We start from the raw sequence: 16071 nt of genomic DNA on the forward strand, positions 1-16071 counted from the left end.
GCAGGGAGCGGCGGGCATCCGTGAAGCATGCCCGCCCTCCCATGCGTCACGCGCTCAGGGGAGCGGAGACAGCTCCAGGTTGTCGAAGTTCGTGTCCCAGCCGTTGGACGTCATCAGCGTGAAGACGGTGCACGGCTGCGTCCAGGTGGGCACCACGTGCGTCACCTGTCCCGCCGTCAGGGGGAAGGTGAGGGTGGGCAGGTCAATGCACTTCAGCGTGAGCGTGGCGCCGCTGTCCCAGGTGAAGGCATCCAGGCCCAGGATGCGACGCTGGCCGAAGATGGACAGGTTGGCCTGGGTGAGGCCGCCGCCGTTGAAGGAGATGCTCTTCGTGTCGAACCCGCCCCAGGGCGACGCGATGTACCAGCGGTCGAGCCCGAAGTGGATGGGGCCGTGCGGGCCGTTGAAGGTCTCGTCCTGGCCGGGGAAGGTGTCGAAGGTGACGAGGTTGGTGGACGGGCCCACGGGGATGGCCAGCGCGTGCGTGTTGTTGCCCGGCACGAAGTCCGCCTCCGAGGAGGAGATGGTGGCCTGGCTGGTGAACGTCCCGGCGCTGAAGGGGATGGCCTGCACGTGGATGGTGAAGCTCGCGCCCGGCGCCAGGGTGGGGGCGCCACACTGCAGGTCGCTGAAGAACCCGCAGTGCCCGCCGTTCACCGGCGGCGCGTTCGCTGAATAGAAGAAGTAGCTCAGGCCCGCGGGGATGGGGACGTCGAGCACGACGTTGGTGGCGGTCGCCGGGCCATTGTTCGTCACGGTGATGTCGTAGAAGAGCACGTCACCGTTGGCGCCCGCGCCGTCGGGGAACGACTGCGTCACGGCCAGGTCCACCGTCGCGGGGCCGGTGGGCTCCGAGGGGACGAACGTCACGTCCACCCAGAAGTTGGTGTTGAGCCACGCCTCCGTGGGGAACGCGCTGCCGTTGAGGTTGCGAACGCCGTTGCCGCTGGCCTCCAGGGTGGAGGGTGCGTGCAGCGGGGGCATGTCCACGCCCGCGGTGCTGAAGTAGTACGGGGTGATGGCATAGCGCCCGCCGGTGGCGAAGTACGACACGACGTAGGTCGTGTTCGCGGCGAGGCTCACCGGCGTGGGGAAGGACAGCTCGCGCCAGCCGAAGCCCGTCTCCGCGGGCGTCGTCTCCGTGGTGGCCAGCAGAGTGCCGGTGGCGCTCCACAGGTGGCCCACGTGCGGGCCGGTGTCGGTGCTGCCCTTGTAGTAGCGGACCTTCGTCACCGTGCCCGCCACGTCGGTGCGGAACTTCACGCCGACCTCCGTGGGGGTGGCGTCGGCGTTCTCGTACTGCGGGTCGCCCGTCACGCTGTTCCACAGGCTGCACGGGTTGCAGGCCATGTTGGGGAGCGTGGTGGCGGTGATGACCGTGGAGGATGCACTGAGGTTGCCGGCGGCGTCACGGCCGCGCACGGCGTAGTTGTACCCGGTGGAGGGCGTCAGGCCGGTGTCGCGGTATCGCACGGTGGTGCCGGGCAGCTCCGCGATGAGCTCGTTGTTGCGGTACACCAGGTGCCAGCGGGCATTGCCCTGCGTCTCACCCGAGCCGTCCACGGACGCGTACCACGTCAGGTCGATGGCGGTGGACGAGCTGGGCACGGCGGTGACGTTGGTGGGCGCGCGCGGCGCCGTGGTGTCGTTGGGCTGGAAGGCCACGTCCACCCAGTAGTTGCTCGCGTTGTACGAGCTGGTGGGGAAGCCGCTGGTGCCGTAGCGGTAGAGGCCGTTGCTGGCCGCCTCGGCGTGCAGGGGCGGCGCATCCAGCGCGGACGCGAAGCCGTTGCTCGTCACGGCGTAGTGCCCCGCGGGCGCGTGATACGAGACGACGTAGTTCGTGTCGGCGGCGATGGTGACCGGCGAGGCGAAGCGCACCTCCTGCCAGCCGGAGGCCGCCTCGTTCTGGAACGTGGCGGTGGCCAGCAGCGACCCGGACGCCGTCCACAAGTTGCCGGTGTGCGTGCCCGTGTTGCCCGGGCCCTTGTAGAAGCGCACGCCCATGATGCGTCCCGGAGCGTCGCTGCGGAAGCGAACGCCGAGCTCCACCGCGGCGCTGTCATCCGCGGCCGTCACGGCCGGGAGCGCGGTGGTGCCCAGCAGCGACCGCTCACCGGTGAGCAGCGGCTGCTCGGCGGTGGCCGTCTCCGGTGTTTGCGCGGTGGGCGGTTCCGCGGGGGCACAGCCCGTCTGAATCCAGGTGAAACCCAGTATGACTGTCGCAACCCAGCGTGATGCGTGTCGAAGCACGTCGGACTCCTGATATGAGTAAGGCGACGGTGGCTTCGCATGGCGTCAACTCGGAATCCAAGTTTTTCATGGATGGTTGACAATTCTTGCGTGGCTGACAGCGAAAGGTCAGGGTCCCCGAGACAATTCCGCCAGGAATTGAAACAACACCGCTTGTTCGCGTCCGCGCCGCTTCAGCCCTGAGAGCCCAATGCCAGACGCCTCCTGGTCTCAGTGCAGCAGGGCGTTGAGGGTGCTCGCCAGCATGAGGAGGAAGGGCGGGCCGAACAGGAAGAGGAGGATCAGCCACGCGACGACCTTGCGCTTCCGGCCGCGCTGGAGCTCGGCGCCCGAGCCCTTGCGCTCGGCGCAGTCCTCGCAGAGCCCGGTGCTCGCCCCGTCGCAGCTGGCGCACAGGAAGGTGCCGCACCGCTGGCAGGTCCCCGTGGAGCGCTGGGCGTGCAGCGCGCAGTGCGCCTCCTCGGAGCCGGCGTCCGGTTCGGAGGCGAAACCCACCGGCGATTCGTCCCGCGCCACGCTCTTGAGCAGCTCCCGCGCATGATCGAGCTCCCCGGCCGGGACGAGCACCCGCAGCTCGATGAAGGCCCCGGCCACGCCAAGCATCGAGCGGTGCTGTTCGCCCTGGACGATGCACGGGATGTTGTCGGCCTGGAGCAGGGCCCGCACGAGCGCGGCCTCGGATTCGTCGCCGCAGGTCGTGAGCAGTTGGAAGTCGTGATCGGGGATTCCCAAGAACGGGCTCCGGTGGGGCCCCTCGGGGGCCTCCAGTCGATGGCGGTACACGAGTCTCCCGTAGGACGGACGCCCCGGGCAAACGGGCCGGTCCTCCTCTGGGCGGCCCCGTTCCTTCACGCTCCGCGAAGGAGCTTCCACTGTTGGACATCCTCCGGGACGTGGGCGGGCCTCGGGGGGTTGTGGGGCTGGGGCGCGTGCCTAGCTTGGCCGCGTCCATGACGAACGAAATGCACCCGACGGCGCGCCCGACGCGCGTGGCTCACGTGATGTATGGCCTGGAGATGGGCGGACTCGAACAGCTGGTGGTCCGGCTGTCGCAGCATGGCCGTGAGAGGGGCATCGAATCCGTGGTGCTGGCCCTGGGGCCGGACGGTCCGGTGCGCGAGCTGCTCCAGCGCGCCAACGTCCCCACGGTCTGGTTGGGAGGCCTCGCTGGCATGACGCCCGCGGCCATCCGCCGGCTGGCCCAGGAGGTGGATGCCTTTGGCGCGGACGTGGTCCACGGCCACGACGTGGGGCCCTGGCTCAACGCCGTCGCCACCCGCACGCTGCGCCCGCGCACGCCGGTGATGGGCACCTTCCATCAGACGGTGGAGCCGCAGGGCAAGCTGCGCCCCGCGGCCATGGCCGCCGCCATGTTCACCCAGTCCCTGGTCGCGTGCGGCAGCGAGGTGCGCGCCAGCCTGGAGCGCTGGAGCCCGAAGCTGCTCTCCAACGTGGTCACCATCGAGAACGGCGTGCCGCTGGAGGTCGCCACGGGCGAGGAGGCTCGCCGGGCCGCGCGTGAGCGGCTGGGGCTGCCGCAGGACGCCCGGGTGGTGGGCTACCTGGGCCGCCTCTCCGAGGAGAAGGGCCCGGACCTGCTGGTGGACGCCTTCCTGCGCCACTTCGCGGACGAAAAGGACACGCACCTGGTGATGATTGGTCCCGGCCCGATGGAGGCCTCGCTGCGCGCGCGTGCCGCCGCGTCTCCGCTGGCCGGACGGGTGCACTTCACGGGCGCGCTGCTGGAGGCGAGCAAGCTTCTGCCCGCCTTCGACGTCTACGTTCAGCCGTCCCGTCGCGAGGGCCGCTCGCTGTCGCTGCTGGAGGCGATGGCGGTGGGGCTGCCCACGGTGTCGCACGCGATTCCGGCCATCCGCGAGGTGCACCGCGATGGCCAGACGGCGCTCCTGGTGAAGTCCGAGGATGTGGATGCGCTCGGCGGCGCGGTGAAGCGCCTGGTCCACGACGCGGAGCTGCGCTCGAGCCTGGGTGAGGCCGCGAAGCGCGAGGCACAGCGCTACTCGCTGTCCACGATGGTGGACACGTACGCGAAGCTCTACCGGGGTGCCGCGGCTCGCGCCCAGGCGTGAGCGGGCACTGGAGAATCACGCGTGCCGCACTCCACCATCCTCCATGTGCGCAGCACCTGCGGCCTGTATGGCGCGGAGCGAGCGCTGCTGTCGCTGGCCGCGTCCACGCCGTCGCCGTGGCGCGCGCTGGTGTGCAGCCTCGTTCCGCCCGGGCGGGCGGACGTGCTGTCGGGCGCGGCTCGCGAGCAGGGGCTGGACGCGCTGACGCTGGAGGTGCCCGGCCGCTTCAGCGCGATGGCCGTGGCGACGCTCGCCTCGGAGGTCCGCCGACGCGGCGTGGGGCTGCTGCACGCGCATGACTACAAGTCGCTCACGTTGGGGGCCGCCGCGAGCGCGCTCGCCGGAGTGCCCCTGGTGGCGACGTACCATGGGGATACCGGCGCCACACCCGCGCTGGTCGCCTACGAGGGCTTCGCGCGCGTGCTGGGCAACTGCACACGCGCGGTGGCTGCGGTATCGCGCGAGCTGACCGCGCGCCTGCGCCGGTACGTCCACCGCTCGCCGGTGGTCTACATCCCCAATGCGCTGCCGCTCGCGGACGAGTGCACGGACGCGGAGCGGCTCCAGTCTCGCGAGGCACTGGGGCTCGCGCCGGAAGGCTCTGTCATCGCGATGGTCGGACGCCTGTCGGTGGAGAAGGGTCCCCAGGTGTTGATGGACGCGATGCACCGGTTGGCCCGGACGCCCGGCGCCACGGTGCCCACGCTGCTGCTGGTGGGCGACGGTCCGCTGCGTGATTCGCTGGAAGCGCAGGCTCGAGGTCTGCCGGTGCGCTTCCTGGGGTTCCGCTCGGAGGTGCGCAGCGTGTACGCGGCGGCGGACGCGGTGGTGATGCCGTCCCTGCGCGAAGGCATGCCGCTGGTGGCGCTGGAGGCGATGGCGCTGGGACGGCCGCTGGTGGCGTCCGGGGTCGGAGAGCTACCTCACGTGCTGGGGACAGGGCGCGGGCTCGTGGTGCCACCGGGAGACGCGGGCACACTGGCCTCGGCGCTCGCGGGATTGCTTTCGGCGCCTGGCTGGCGCAAGCGGATGGCGCAGGCGGCGCGTGAGTACGTCGTGGCCCACCACGCACCGGAGCGGATGGCGGATCGCTACATCGAATCCCTCTACCTGCCCGCCCTGACGGACCCGCGCGAAGAGCAGGTCGCGGCCGGGTAGGGCAACCGGGGCATCAGCGCTCGTCCCCAGGGCATCGCAGCGGAGCCCCTCCTGCCCGGTGCGGCCTGAACCTGTCGGACAGTCGGACACGTTTCCAAGACCCGGATGGGCCTCTGCTCCCGCCAGCCGAGGCCGCCCGGAACCTGTCGGACAGGTCACCACGGCTTCGACGGACGGCGGCACCCACCCTCCGTGGCTGCTGAAAACCTGTCGGACAGTCGGACCGGTCTTCAATGCCCGGCTGGGCGGGGGCACCCGTCGAAGGTGGTCGCCCAGAACCTGTCGGACAGTCGGACCGGTTTCCACGCCTCGGGTGCGCGGCCGTCCCCTCGGCTGCGGCCGCTGAAAACCTGTCGGACAGTCGGACCGGTTTCTACGCCTCGGGTGCGCGGCCGCCGCTCCGGCGGTGGTCGCCCAGAACCTGTTGGACAGTCGGACCGGTTTCCACGCCTCGGGTGCGCGGCCGTCCCCTCGGCTGCGGCCGCTGAAAACCTGTCGGACAGTCGGACCGGTTTCTACGCCTCGGGTGCGCGGCCGCCGCTCCGGCGGTGGTCGCCCAGAACCTGTTGGACAGTCGGACCGGTTTCCACGCCTCGGGTGCGCGGCCGCTCCTGCCGGCGATGGTCGCCCAAAACCTGTCGGACAGTCGGACAGGTTTTCGCGGCGCGCTCCCGGCGGGCGAGTCCCCAGGTGTCATCCATGGCGGGCCTGGACGTGCGGTGGCTGCTCTCCGCACGCTGCCCCGTGGCTCAGACGGCTTCCTCTCTGGAGAGCTTCTTCCCTTCGCCACTCGCGGACACGGCGTTCAGGTAGAGCTCGCCCAGCCCGGCCCCGATGCCGTCCCATGCGAAGGACTCCGCCATCCGGCGGGCGTTCTGCGCGAGCCGGCTGCAGAGGTCCGGATCATTGCGCAGCCGGCGCAGCGCGGCGGCGAACTCCTGAGGAGACTCCGCCAGGAGGACATGCTGCCCCTCCACCACCGGCAGGCCTTCCACCGCCAGGCGCGTGGCCACCACGGGCACACCCGCCGCCGCGGCCTCCAGCACCTTCAGGCGCGTCCCGCTGCCCGCTCGCAGCGGAATGGCCGTTGCCAATGCCCGCGCCAGGTACGGCGCCACCGACGGCACCGAGCCCGTCACCACCAGCCGCTCGTTCTCCAGGGCTCGCACGGACGCGGGCGGACTGCGGCCCACCACCATCAACTTGCTGGTCGACAGCTCCGACGACACCAGCGGCCACACCTCGCGCGCCAACAGCAGCACCGCGTCTTCATTGGGCCACCAGTCCATGGAGCCCACGAACACGAGGTCGTCGCCCTTGCTCTCCCGGGGCGCGAAGTCCGGCAGCTTCACGCCGTTGGGCACCACCTCCACCCGCTTCGCTCCCATGGCGCGCAACTGCTCCGCGTCCACGGAGGAGCACGCCAGCACGGTGTCCGCCTGGCTCACGCACTCGCGCTCCAGCCGCTCCACCCGGTTGAACTGCCAGCGCAGGAACGGCCGCATCGGCGGCGGGCTCAGCGGCGCCATCCGCGCGAGCAGCTGGCTCTCCACGTTGTGCTCGTCGATGACCAGGTGCGCGGACGGGTTGAGCCGCCGCGCCAGCGGCAACAGCTGCGCCATGTGCAGGTGGTCGAAGTGGATGATGTCGAAGGGACCGCGCTCCGCCAGCACCCGGCGCAAGGCGTCCTGCACGCTCTGCCGCGCGAAGCGGACGTAGGTGAGCGGCGTGCCCCGCAGGAAGGCCCGCGTGCTGTTCAGCGTCTCCTCGGGCGCCACGCGCGGCAGGTCCACCAGATGCAGCCGCGAGGCCGGCACGCCCAGCTCTCCCAGCCAGCGCTTGAAGCCCTCGGCATCGTTGCCCGCCCGGTGCACCGCGAACACGTCCAACGTGAAGCGCGAGGCAAGGGCACGCACAAGCTCGAGCGTGCGCAGGGTGCCGCCCGTATCCGAAGGCAGCGGAACGTAGGGAAGGATGGCGAGTACGCGTCGCACGGTGGGAATCCAGGCCTGCTTCAGGAGACGGGTGGAACCGGCCGCGTGCTCCTCACCGCGGCCACCGGCTTGGTAAGCACCCGGAGGCAATGGGCCCAGGCCCACGCGGCGCTTTCCCGTCGATGGACAACACATCGCTCATTCGCGATGCAACGGGATGATGCACCGCGTCTTCCGAGCAACAGCCGTCTTCCCGGCGGTCTTGACCCACGCGGTGGCCCCCTGCCCGTGAGGGGCCTCGAAAAGACGCGCGGTTTGCGGCATGAGGACGCACGACGCAACGACGGAGGACGCCATGGGCCTTGAGCAGACGCAGGGGGCCGCGGCGCGCGAGCGGATCGCGCGGGTGCGGCAGGTGATGCGGGAGCGCGGTGTGGCGGCGGTCTGGGTCCCGACGAGCGACCCGCACCTGTCCACCTACGTGCCGGCCCGCTGGAAGGGACGGGAGTGGGCGTCTGGCTTCACCGGTTCACTGGCCACGCTGGTGGTGACGGAGGATTACGCCGGCCTCTGGGTGGACAGCCGCTATTGGGAGCAGGCGGACACCCAGTTGAAGGGCAGCGGCATCGCGACGGTGCGGGCGACGAGCGCGCCCGGGCAGTCACACCTGGACTGGCTGGCCGCGAACGTGCCGCCGGGGCAGACGGTGGCGGTGGATGGCGCGGTGCTGGGACTGGGCGTGGCGCGCTCGGCGGCCTCGCAGCTGTCCGCGGCGGGGCTGGTGCTGCGCACGGACCTGGACGTGGTGGCGGAGGCGTGGACGGACCGGCCGCCCCTGCCCGCCGCGCCCGTGTTCACGCACGCGCTGTCGCCCGTGGCGCGGACCGACAAGCTGCGGGCCGTGCGCGCGGAGATGGGCGTGCTGGGCGCCACGCACCACTTCATCTCCACGCTGGATGACGTCGCGTGGCTGATGAACATGCGCGGCGCGGACGTGGAGCACCTCCCGCTGTTCCTCGCGCACCTGCTGGTGGAGCCCGGTGGCGCCCGGCTGTTCATCGGGGAGGGGAAGGTCCCGGAAGCGCTGCGCGCGGAGCTGGAAGCGGACGGCGTCACCCTCCACCCGTACGACGAGGCGGCCCGCGCGCTGGGGGCGCTGCCGGACGGGACGCGGCTCCTGGTGGATCCGCGGCGCATCACCCACGGGCTGCGGCAGGCGGTGCCCAAGGGCGTGAGCGTGGTGGAGGGGCTCAACCCGTCCACCGTGGCCAAGTCGCGCAAGACGGACGCGGAGCTTGCGCACTTCCGCGACGCGATGGAGCAGGACGGCGCGGCGCTGTGCGCGTTCTTCGCCTGGTTCGAGTCCGCCCTGGGCCGCGAGCCCATCACCGAGCTGACCGTGGACGAGCGCCTCTCCGCGGAGCGGGCGCGGCGTCCGGGCTTCGTCTCGCTCAGCTTCTCCACCATCGCGGCGTACAACGCGAACGCGGCCATGCCGCACTACCGGGCCACGCAGGACTCGCACGCGACGGTGTGCCTGCCGGGGCAGAAGCCGCAGGGCCTGCTGCTCATCGACTCCGGCGGCCAGTACACGTCCGGCACCACGGACATCACCCGCGTGGTCCCCGTGGGCGAGCCCACGCCCGAGCAGCGGCGCGACTTCACGCTGGTGCTGCGCGGGAACATCAACCTGTCCCGCGCCCGCTTCCCCCGGGGGACCCGTTCCCCGAACCTGGACGCGCTGGCGAGGGCGCCGCTGTGGGCGGAGGGGCTGGACTATGGCCACGGCACGGGCCACGGGGTGGGCTTCTTCCTCAACGTCCACGAGGGGCCGCACGGCTTCTCCCAGGTCCTGTCCAATGACATCACCACGGCGATGGAGCCGGGGATGATCACCTCCAACGAGCCCGGCCTCTACCGTCCGGGCCGCTGGGGCATCCGCATCGAGAACCTCCTCGCCGCCGTGCCCGACCGCAAGACGGAGTTCGGTGAGTTCCTGCGCTTCGAGACGCTGAGCCTCTGCCCCATCGACACGCGGCTGGTGGACCCGTCCCTGCTGTCCCGCGAGGAGGTGGACTGGCTCAATGCCTATCACGCCACCGTGCGCGAGAGGCTCCAACCCCACGTCGAAGGCGCGGCGCGCGACTGGTTGAAGCAGCGCACCCAGCCGCTCTGAGCCTCACTGCTCGCGGCGCTGGACGCGCCGCCCCACGGGGGCGCATGCTGGGCCGTGCAGGGGGCCGGCCCTGCATGTGATTGGAAGGACTTCATATGCGATTGACCCGAGTGCTGTTCCCCCTGCTGGCGGGGCTCCTCCTCCTGGCCTGTGGAGACAGCACGGGCGGCGTGGGTGAGGGTTGCGGCGAGGAAGGCTGTGACGCCGGGCTCTCCTGCCGCAGGGACTTCCCCGGTACCTTCTGCGCGCAGGACTGCACAGCGGAAGGGGAGGGCGGAGGCTGTCCGTCCGGCACGCTGTGCACGCGCCAGTTCGACACGCTGATGTGCTCGCCTGTCTGTGACTCCGGCTCCGACTGCCGCGAGAGCTTCGCCTGCAATGGCGTCAGCAACACCAACCTCAAGGCCTGCCAGGTCAAGCTGTAGACGCGGCCGGAAGTTCCGCGGCTCCAGCTCTTGATGCCGTCCAGGCGGACAGTGTCCGCTGGCGGGGATTGGCCAGGCCCCCGGACATGGGCTGGATTGGGCCCATGTCCACGTCCCCGTCGTCGCACCGCTGGATGCTGACCGCCTTTCTCGTCTGGCTCCCGGGCCTCGTGCACGTCTTCCCGCTGCTGGGCGTCTACATGCTGATGTTCAACAAGGCCTACGGCCTGGCGCTGTTCGTGGGCTTCGCCCTCACCGGGCTCGCCCTGGGCCTCATCCAGGGGCTCACGCGCGGCCTCAGGGCGCTGTGGCTCACCCCGGCGTCCTTCCTCGCGGGGTGGTCGCCGCTGCCGCTGCTCATGACCCTGGACGCCCCCTTCGGCGTCGCGTGGGCGCTGACCCTGTTCACCTCCGCCGGGTGCGTGGGCCTGGGCCAGTGGATGCTCCGCTCCGAGGACCGGGCCTGACTCGCCCTGGAGGGCATGACGCGGCCGGACAGGGGCGGGGCACCTCCTGGAATTTCCATAGCGTCCGCTATGCCTTCCCGCGTCATGCCGGGCCCGCGCGATCCATGTAACCCGCCAGGCGACACCGACGTATGGCCTGCATCGCTCCGGGATTCACGCGATTGCGGAGAGTCAGGCAACATTCGCCGCGAAATGTAGAGAATCCCCGGGGACTTTCTCGATTCCCGAAAAGGTAGGAGTTCTGCCCATGACCACCCCCATTGATGGTTCCGCCGCCGCCGCTGCCCGTGCCGCCGCCGAAGCCGCCGCGCGCGCCGCCGCCGAGGCCGCTGCCCGCGCTGCCGCCGCGAAGGCCGCCGCCGAAGCCGCCGCGAAGGCCGCCGCCGAGCAGGCCGCGAAGCAGCAGGCCGCGCAGCAGACGAAGCAGCCCACGGTGAAGCTCTTCAATGACGGCTTCTCCTCGGGCGGCGCGCAGAACAACCGCAACGGGGTGAACCGGCTGACGGGAGAGACGACGAACCCGTTCGCCACGCCGCTGGGCACGACGGGCGGCCACGCGCGTCCGCTCACCGGCCCGGTGACGGGCAACGCCAACGGCGCGGTCCCGGTGCGGGCCGACGTCAACGGCGCGCCCCCGGCGGCGGATCCGAAGCCGCCCCACGCGGAGGCGCTGCCGGACAAGCCGGAGGACCTGCCCAAGCTCTTCCCGGAGCTGAAGGACAAGAGCAAGGACGACCTGAAGAAGGCCTACGACTCGCTCAACAAGCTGGGCACCGGCACCTTCTCCGAGAAGGCCACCGCCCTGGGCGAGCTGGCCTCGCAGTTCCCGGAGACGGTCCCCAACGCGCTGGAGCGCCTGGGCGTCAAGGACGACAAGCTGGCGAAGCTGGCCACCAACTCGGACGCCCTCACCTCGCTGGGCAAGCTGACGGACCCCAAGGCGAGCAAGGTGGACAAGGCGCAGGCGGCGCTCACCCTGGCGAAGGTCACCGGCGACACGTTCGCGCCCGAGGACCTCAAGGGCGTGCTGGACACCGCGCTCAAGGGGTTGCCCGCGGCGGAGAAGCTGGTGGGCGCCATTGGCAAGTGGACGGACCCCAACGCCTCCGCCACCGACAAGGCCACCGCCACGCTGGAGCTGGGCAAGGCGCTCAAGGACTTCGCCGGGGACAAGTTCCCCGCGCTCGCCAATGACCTGCGCAAGCTGGACGGGTCGCTGCGCGCCGCGGGCGCCGCCATCACCCTGGCGGACCCCAACGCGTCCACGCAGGACAAGGCGCTGGCCGCCGCGCAGCTGCTGGCGGAGGTGCCCGACCTCAAGAAGGACCTCAAGGCCTTCGCGGACGTCCTCAAGAACGCGGGCGTGAAGAACGCGACGGACGTGGCCCAGCAGGGCGCGCGCATGGCCGACGTGAAGGTGAAGGGCCTGGATCCGCAGCTCGCGTCCAAGCTCACGCCGGATCAGCTGAAGAAGCTGGAGGCCGCCGCCACCAAGCTGGGCGGTCCGGAGTCCCTGGAGTCCGCGCTCAAGGGCATCACCGACCCCAAGGCCCTGGACAACCTGGTGGGCCAGCTGGGCAAGGTGGACGCCGAGGCCGGCAAGAAGCTGGTGAGCGCCCTGGGCGGCATGGAGCACAAGGTCCTCAACGAGGTCCTGTCGGATCCGAAGACCACGGAGCAGTTCGCGAAGCTCGCGGGCAAGCTGGACGACGACGCGGCGAAGATCGTCTCCAAGCTGGTCACGGACATGGACGCCGGCGCCGTGAAGTCGCTGCTCAAGCTCACGGACAAGTTCGGCGCGGACGCGCTCAACACCACCGTGAAGACCCTGGGCCCGCTGCTGGACAAGGCGGGCAGCAAGCTGGTGGGCCAGGGCCTCAAGGTGATGGACAAGGTGCTGGGCAAGATTGGCGTGGAGATCACCGCCGACGTGGCCGGCAAGGTCTTCAAGAACCTGGCGAAGGTCGTCCCGGTGGCGGGCGCGCTGCCCAACGCCATCGACGCGGCGAAGTTCGAGAAGGAATCGCTGGAGCTGCACGGCAAGAACAACGACCTGGGCTACTTCGCGCACACCGCCGCGGTGCTGAACACGGCGGACGGGGCCCTGGGCATCGCGTTGGATCTCACCGGCGTGGGCGTGGCCGTGGACGTGGGCGCCAGCGTGCTGCTGGGCGCCGCCGAGCTGGCGATGGACATCGGCTTCACCCAGGAGAAGGCCAAGTACGAGGCCGACCCCAAGGGTTACGAGGCCCCGGACTGGATGAAGGCCGTGAACCTGGCGGGCGCCGCGGCGCAGGGCCCCGCGGGCCTGGCCCACATGACCGCGTACTACGGTCCGGAAGGCACCGCGCAGCTCATCCAGTGGGGCGTGGAGAAGGCCGCCAAGGGCGCGGTGAAGGCCGCCGAGTTCGTGGGCGTGTCCCAGGCGGAGCTGGCCGGTGAAGGCCTCAAGGGCGCCGCGAAGGTCATCCACAAGCTGGCGGACGTGGTGCGCAACCCGTCCAAGTACGGCGAGGCCGCGGTGAAGGCGGCCACGGAGGCCTTCAACACCGCCATCGAGAAGGGCGGCGAGCTGGCGAAGGAGGCCAAGCAGGTCCTCGACAACGTCATCGACGGCGCGAAGAAGCTGGGTGAGAAGGGCCTGGAGACGCTCAAGTACATCGCCCAGAACCCGGGCGAGGCCGCGAAGAAGGCGCTCGAGGGCATCAAGAGCGTCGTGGACTCCGGCCTGGACCTGGCCACGGACGCCGGCAAGGCGCTCTACAAGCAGGCCGTCTCCACGCTGAACGACCTGAAGGCCGGCTACGACAAGCTCACCGGCGCCGCGAAGGAGAAGGCCAAGGAGCTCATCGACGGCGCGACGACGCTCGTGTCCAACACGGTGAACAAGGCCAAGGAGCTGGGGGAGAAGGGCCTGGAGCTGCTGGCCTGGACCGCCCAGAACCCCGGCGAGGCCGCGGCCAAGGCGAAGGAGGCCATTGGCGACGCGCTGGCCAAGGGCGGCGAGCTGGCGAAGAAGGCCTGGGAGTCCGTGAAGGACCTGGGCGCCAAGGGCGCCGAGCTGGCGGAGGGCCTGGTGAAGGGCCTGGCCAACGCGGGCGAGAAGGCCGTGGAGACGCTCAAGTACATCGCGGAGAACCCCGGCGAGGCGCTCACCAAGGCCGGCGAGTGGGTGGGCGGCGCGCTGTCCGACCTGGCCCGCAAGGGCGGCGAGCTGGCGGACGCCGCGGCCGGCGCCCTCAAGGACATGATCGACTTCGGCGGCCGGCGCCTGGAGTGGGCCAAGGGCTTCGCCCGCGACCTGCTCAAGGACGGCGTGGAGTCCTTCATGAACGTCGCCAAGGCCTGGAAGGACAACCTCTCCGAGGGCGGCAAGGAGCTGCTCCTCGCCGTGGCGGACCTGGGTGACGCGGGCGTGGACGCGCTCAAGGACCTGGCCGGCGTGGGCGGCAAGCTGGCGGAGGCCGCCGTCGGCCACCTGGGCGACCTGGCGAAGAAGAGCATCGACGGCGCCAAGGAGGCGCTCGAGACGCTGGCGGACCTGCCCGGCGAGGTGGGCGAGCTGGCCGGCGATGTCTTCAACGGGGTGAAGGACTTCCTCGGCGACCTCATCCCGGACGACATCCCGGGCGTGCCCTTCATCTGATTCACCGCGTCACAGGCCTGTAGCACCGCACGGGGTCTGTTCCTTCACGGGAACAGGCCCCGTTCGCGTTCGTGGTGTGTGATTGGATTTTTCCACCCAACGCCCTGGGTCAGCGGCCGTGAAGCCAGACAGACCCGGGGTGTCTTTGTTGCCCGTTTGTGACGCGTCATCCAATCCAGACAAGTTTGAGCGGAAAATTCCGTACGGGTTAAACTGTGAGATCTTTATTTCCAGATCTCACGCAACTCGCGGGGAGGGGTCTGGATAATCGGGGCAGGAATCACAGCCTCCAACGAGGAAACCCCGAATGAGCCTCTCCGCGACCACGTCCCAGCGCACGAACTCTGTCTTCTCGAATCGTTCCCAGGCTGTGACGACGAGCGCGGTTCGCAACAGCGCGAACCCCAACGCCATCCTGTCCCAGTACCAGCCCACGGGCGCCTCCGCGCGCACGGCGCGGCAGGACGGGCTGCAGCCGGGCGTGGCCGCGTCGACGAAGATGGCGCAGACGGACCTGGCGCGCCTGAAGCAGTACAAGGGCAACATCGAGGCGGCGGCGGCGAAGCACGGCCTGCCCCCGGCGCTGCTGGCGGCCATCGCGAGCCGCGAGTCGCGCGCGGGCGCGGCGTTGGATCGCACGGGCCACGGCGACGGCGGCAACGGCTTTGGCGTGATGCAGGTGGATCACCGCTACCACACGACCAAGGGCGGCCCCACCAGCGCCGAGCACATCGACCAGGCGGCGGGCATCCTCAAGGGCTACGTCAACGACATGAAGAAGGCGCACCCGGACTGGTCCGAGGCGCAGCAGCTTCGTGGCGCGGTGGCCGCGTACAACTCCGGCCCGGGCAACGTCCGCACCCAGGCGGGCATGGACGTGGGCACCACGGGCGGTGACTACTCCAACGACGTGTGGGCGCGCGCGCAGGCGCTGGCGCCGCACTTCGGCGGTGCCGCGACGCCCGGCGCCACCAACACGAACACCAGCACCCCCACGCGCCCGCAGCACACCGCCGACACCTTCGAGCCCGCGAACACCCCGCAGCGGCCGGGGGCGAAGACGTGGACCCCCGCGCCCTCCATGGACCAGGTGAAGGTGCGCGGCAACAACCTGCGCGAGGGCATGCAGGGCCCGGCCGTGAAGCAGCTCCAGGAGATGCTGGGCGTCCCGGCGGACGGCAAGTTCGGCCCCGTGACGAAGAAGGCCGTGGAGGACTTCCAGCGGGCGAACGGCGTGCGCGCGGGCAGCAACGCGGGCCAGGTCGGCCCCGACACGCTCAAGGCGCTGCAGGGCAGCCGCCCCGGCACCACGAACAACACCCAGGGCACGAACAACACCCAGGGCACGAACAACACCCAGGGCACGAACAACAACGGCGCGGTGCTGGGCAACGGCGTCCGCATCGACACGAACAACGCCACGCTGAAGAAGCTGGCCACGTCCCGCCTGAACAACGGCCAGACGGGCTACTGCGTGCGCACCACGCTGGACAACATGACCCGGCTGGGCATCCCGAACACGCCGGCGGCGACGGGCAATGACCCGAACAACCCCCGCGGCGGCATGGCGCAGATGCTGCGCAACGGCTGGGAGTCCATCCCGTTCCCGGGCGCGCAGCAGAAGGCCATCAAGAGCCCGTACGGCAACGCCACCGCGAACGTCGTGAGCGCGGACCAGTACCGCAAGCTCGTCGCGGACGGGAAGGTGCCGGACGGCGCCATCATCTTCCAGACGCGCCACGGCTGGGACTACAGCGGCGGCTCCAAGGGCAACGACATGGGCATCGTGCGCAACGGCGGCAAGACGACCCACAACTACCAGGACATGAACTCCATCATCTATTCGGACTGCAAGGAGGTCGTCATCCTGGTCCCGAAGGGCGCCATCCAGCGCGACTGAGGATGTCCTGATGAAGCGGGGA

10 protein-coding genes are annotated in these 16071 nt (G+C 70.4%); 7 read left to right on the forward strand and 3 right to left on the reverse strand.

Annotated features, from left to right (window positions below):
• Window positions 1–54: 54 nt before the first annotated feature.
• A complete protein-coding gene (locus JYJ93_RS13805; RefSeq protein ID WP_206790935.1) occupies window positions 55–2253 on the reverse strand; it encodes a DUF4082 domain-containing protein in 2199 nt (732 codons plus the stop codon).
• A 210-nt stretch (window positions 2254–2463) separates the two neighbouring features.
• The gene (locus tag JYJ93_RS13810) at window positions 2464–2985 is read right to left on the reverse strand and encodes a DUF2007 domain-containing protein (protein ID WP_206790936.1); all 522 of its coding nucleotides are present in this window, start codon (window positions 2983–2985) and stop codon (window positions 2464–2466) included.
• Window positions 2986–3203: 218 nt separating this feature from the next.
• On the opposite strand from JYJ93_RS13810, the gene JYJ93_RS13815 reads away from it, so the two are divergent.
• A complete protein-coding gene (locus JYJ93_RS13815; RefSeq protein WP_206790938.1) occupies window positions 3204–4343 on the forward strand; it encodes a glycosyltransferase in 1140 nt (379 codons plus the stop codon).
• Window positions 4344–4364: 21 nt separating this feature from the next.
• Window positions 4365–5501 (forward strand): glycosyltransferase family 4 protein, encoded by a 1137-nt coding sequence (locus JYJ93_RS13820; protein WP_206790940.1) that lies wholly within the window; start codon window positions 4365–4367, stop codon window positions 5499–5501.
• A 749-nt stretch (window positions 5502–6250) separates the two neighbouring features.
• Here the strand turns inward: JYJ93_RS13820 and JYJ93_RS13825 are convergent.
• Window positions 6251–7495 carry a glycosyltransferase family 4 protein gene (locus tag JYJ93_RS13825; protein WP_206790942.1) on the reverse strand — a complete coding sequence of 415 codons (1245 nt, stop codon included), beginning with the start codon at window positions 7493–7495 and terminating at the stop codon, window positions 6251–6253.
• 262 nt (window positions 7496–7757) lie between these two features.
• Here JYJ93_RS13825 and JYJ93_RS13830 point away from each other — a divergent pair, with 262 nt between their 5' ends.
• The 5 genes from JYJ93_RS13830 (at window position 7758) to JYJ93_RS13850 (ending at window position 16049) form a co-directional block, all read left to right on the forward strand.
• Window positions 7758–9611: an aminopeptidase P family protein gene (locus JYJ93_RS13830; RefSeq protein ID WP_242543795.1), complete on the forward strand. Its 1854-nt coding sequence runs from the start codon at window positions 7758–7760 to the stop codon at window positions 9609–9611.
• Between the two features lie 95 nt (window positions 9612–9706).
• The gene (locus tag JYJ93_RS13835) at window positions 9707–10036 is read left to right on the forward strand and encodes a hypothetical protein (protein ID WP_206790945.1); all 330 of its coding nucleotides are present in this window, start codon (window positions 9707–9709) and stop codon (window positions 10034–10036) included.
• A gap of 104 nt (window positions 10037–10140) precedes the next feature.
• The gene (locus JYJ93_RS13840) at window positions 10141–10503 is read left to right on the forward strand and encodes a hypothetical protein (protein WP_206790947.1); all 363 of its coding nucleotides are present in this window, start codon (window positions 10141–10143) and stop codon (window positions 10501–10503) included.
• A 247-nt stretch (window positions 10504–10750) separates the two neighbouring features.
• Complete coding sequence (locus tag JYJ93_RS13845; protein ID WP_206790949.1) at window positions 10751–14149, forward strand: Dauer Up-regulated; 3399 nt, start codon at window positions 10751–10753, stop codon at window positions 14147–14149.
• Between the two features lie 307 nt (window positions 14150–14456).
• A complete protein-coding gene (locus tag JYJ93_RS13850; protein ID WP_206790958.1) occupies window positions 14457–16049 on the forward strand; it encodes a peptidoglycan-binding protein in 1593 nt (530 codons plus the stop codon).
• Window positions 16050–16071: the final 22 nt, after the last annotated feature.

This window comes from Corallococcus sp. NCSPR001 (genome assembly GCF_017309135.1).
Taxonomy (GTDB): Bacteria; Myxococcota; Myxococcia; order Myxococcales; family Myxococcaceae; genus Corallococcus.

Excerpts from the sequence above, each read along its gene's own strand:
- JYJ93_RS13815 (WP_206790938.1), top strand. The coding sequence starts at position 3,204 with ATGACGAACGAAATGCACCCGACGGCGCGCCCGACGCGCGTGGCTCAC.
- JYJ93_RS13830 (WP_242543795.1), top strand. The coding sequence starts at position 7,758 with ATGAGGACGCACGACGCAACGACGGAGGACGCCATGGGCCTTGAGCAG.
- JYJ93_RS13835 (WP_206790945.1), top strand. The coding sequence starts at position 9,707 with ATGCGATTGACCCGAGTGCTGTTCCCCCTGCTGGCGGGGCTCCTCCTC.
- JYJ93_RS13840 (WP_206790947.1), top strand. The coding sequence starts at position 10,141 with ATGTCCACGTCCCCGTCGTCGCACCGCTGGATGCTGACCGCCTTTCTC.
- JYJ93_RS13845 (WP_206790949.1), top strand. The coding sequence starts at position 10,751 with ATGACCACCCCCATTGATGGTTCCGCCGCCGCCGCTGCCCGTGCCGCC.
- JYJ93_RS13850 (WP_206790958.1), top strand. The coding sequence starts at position 14,457 with ATGAGCCTCTCCGCGACCACGTCCCAGCGCACGAACTCTGTCTTCTCG.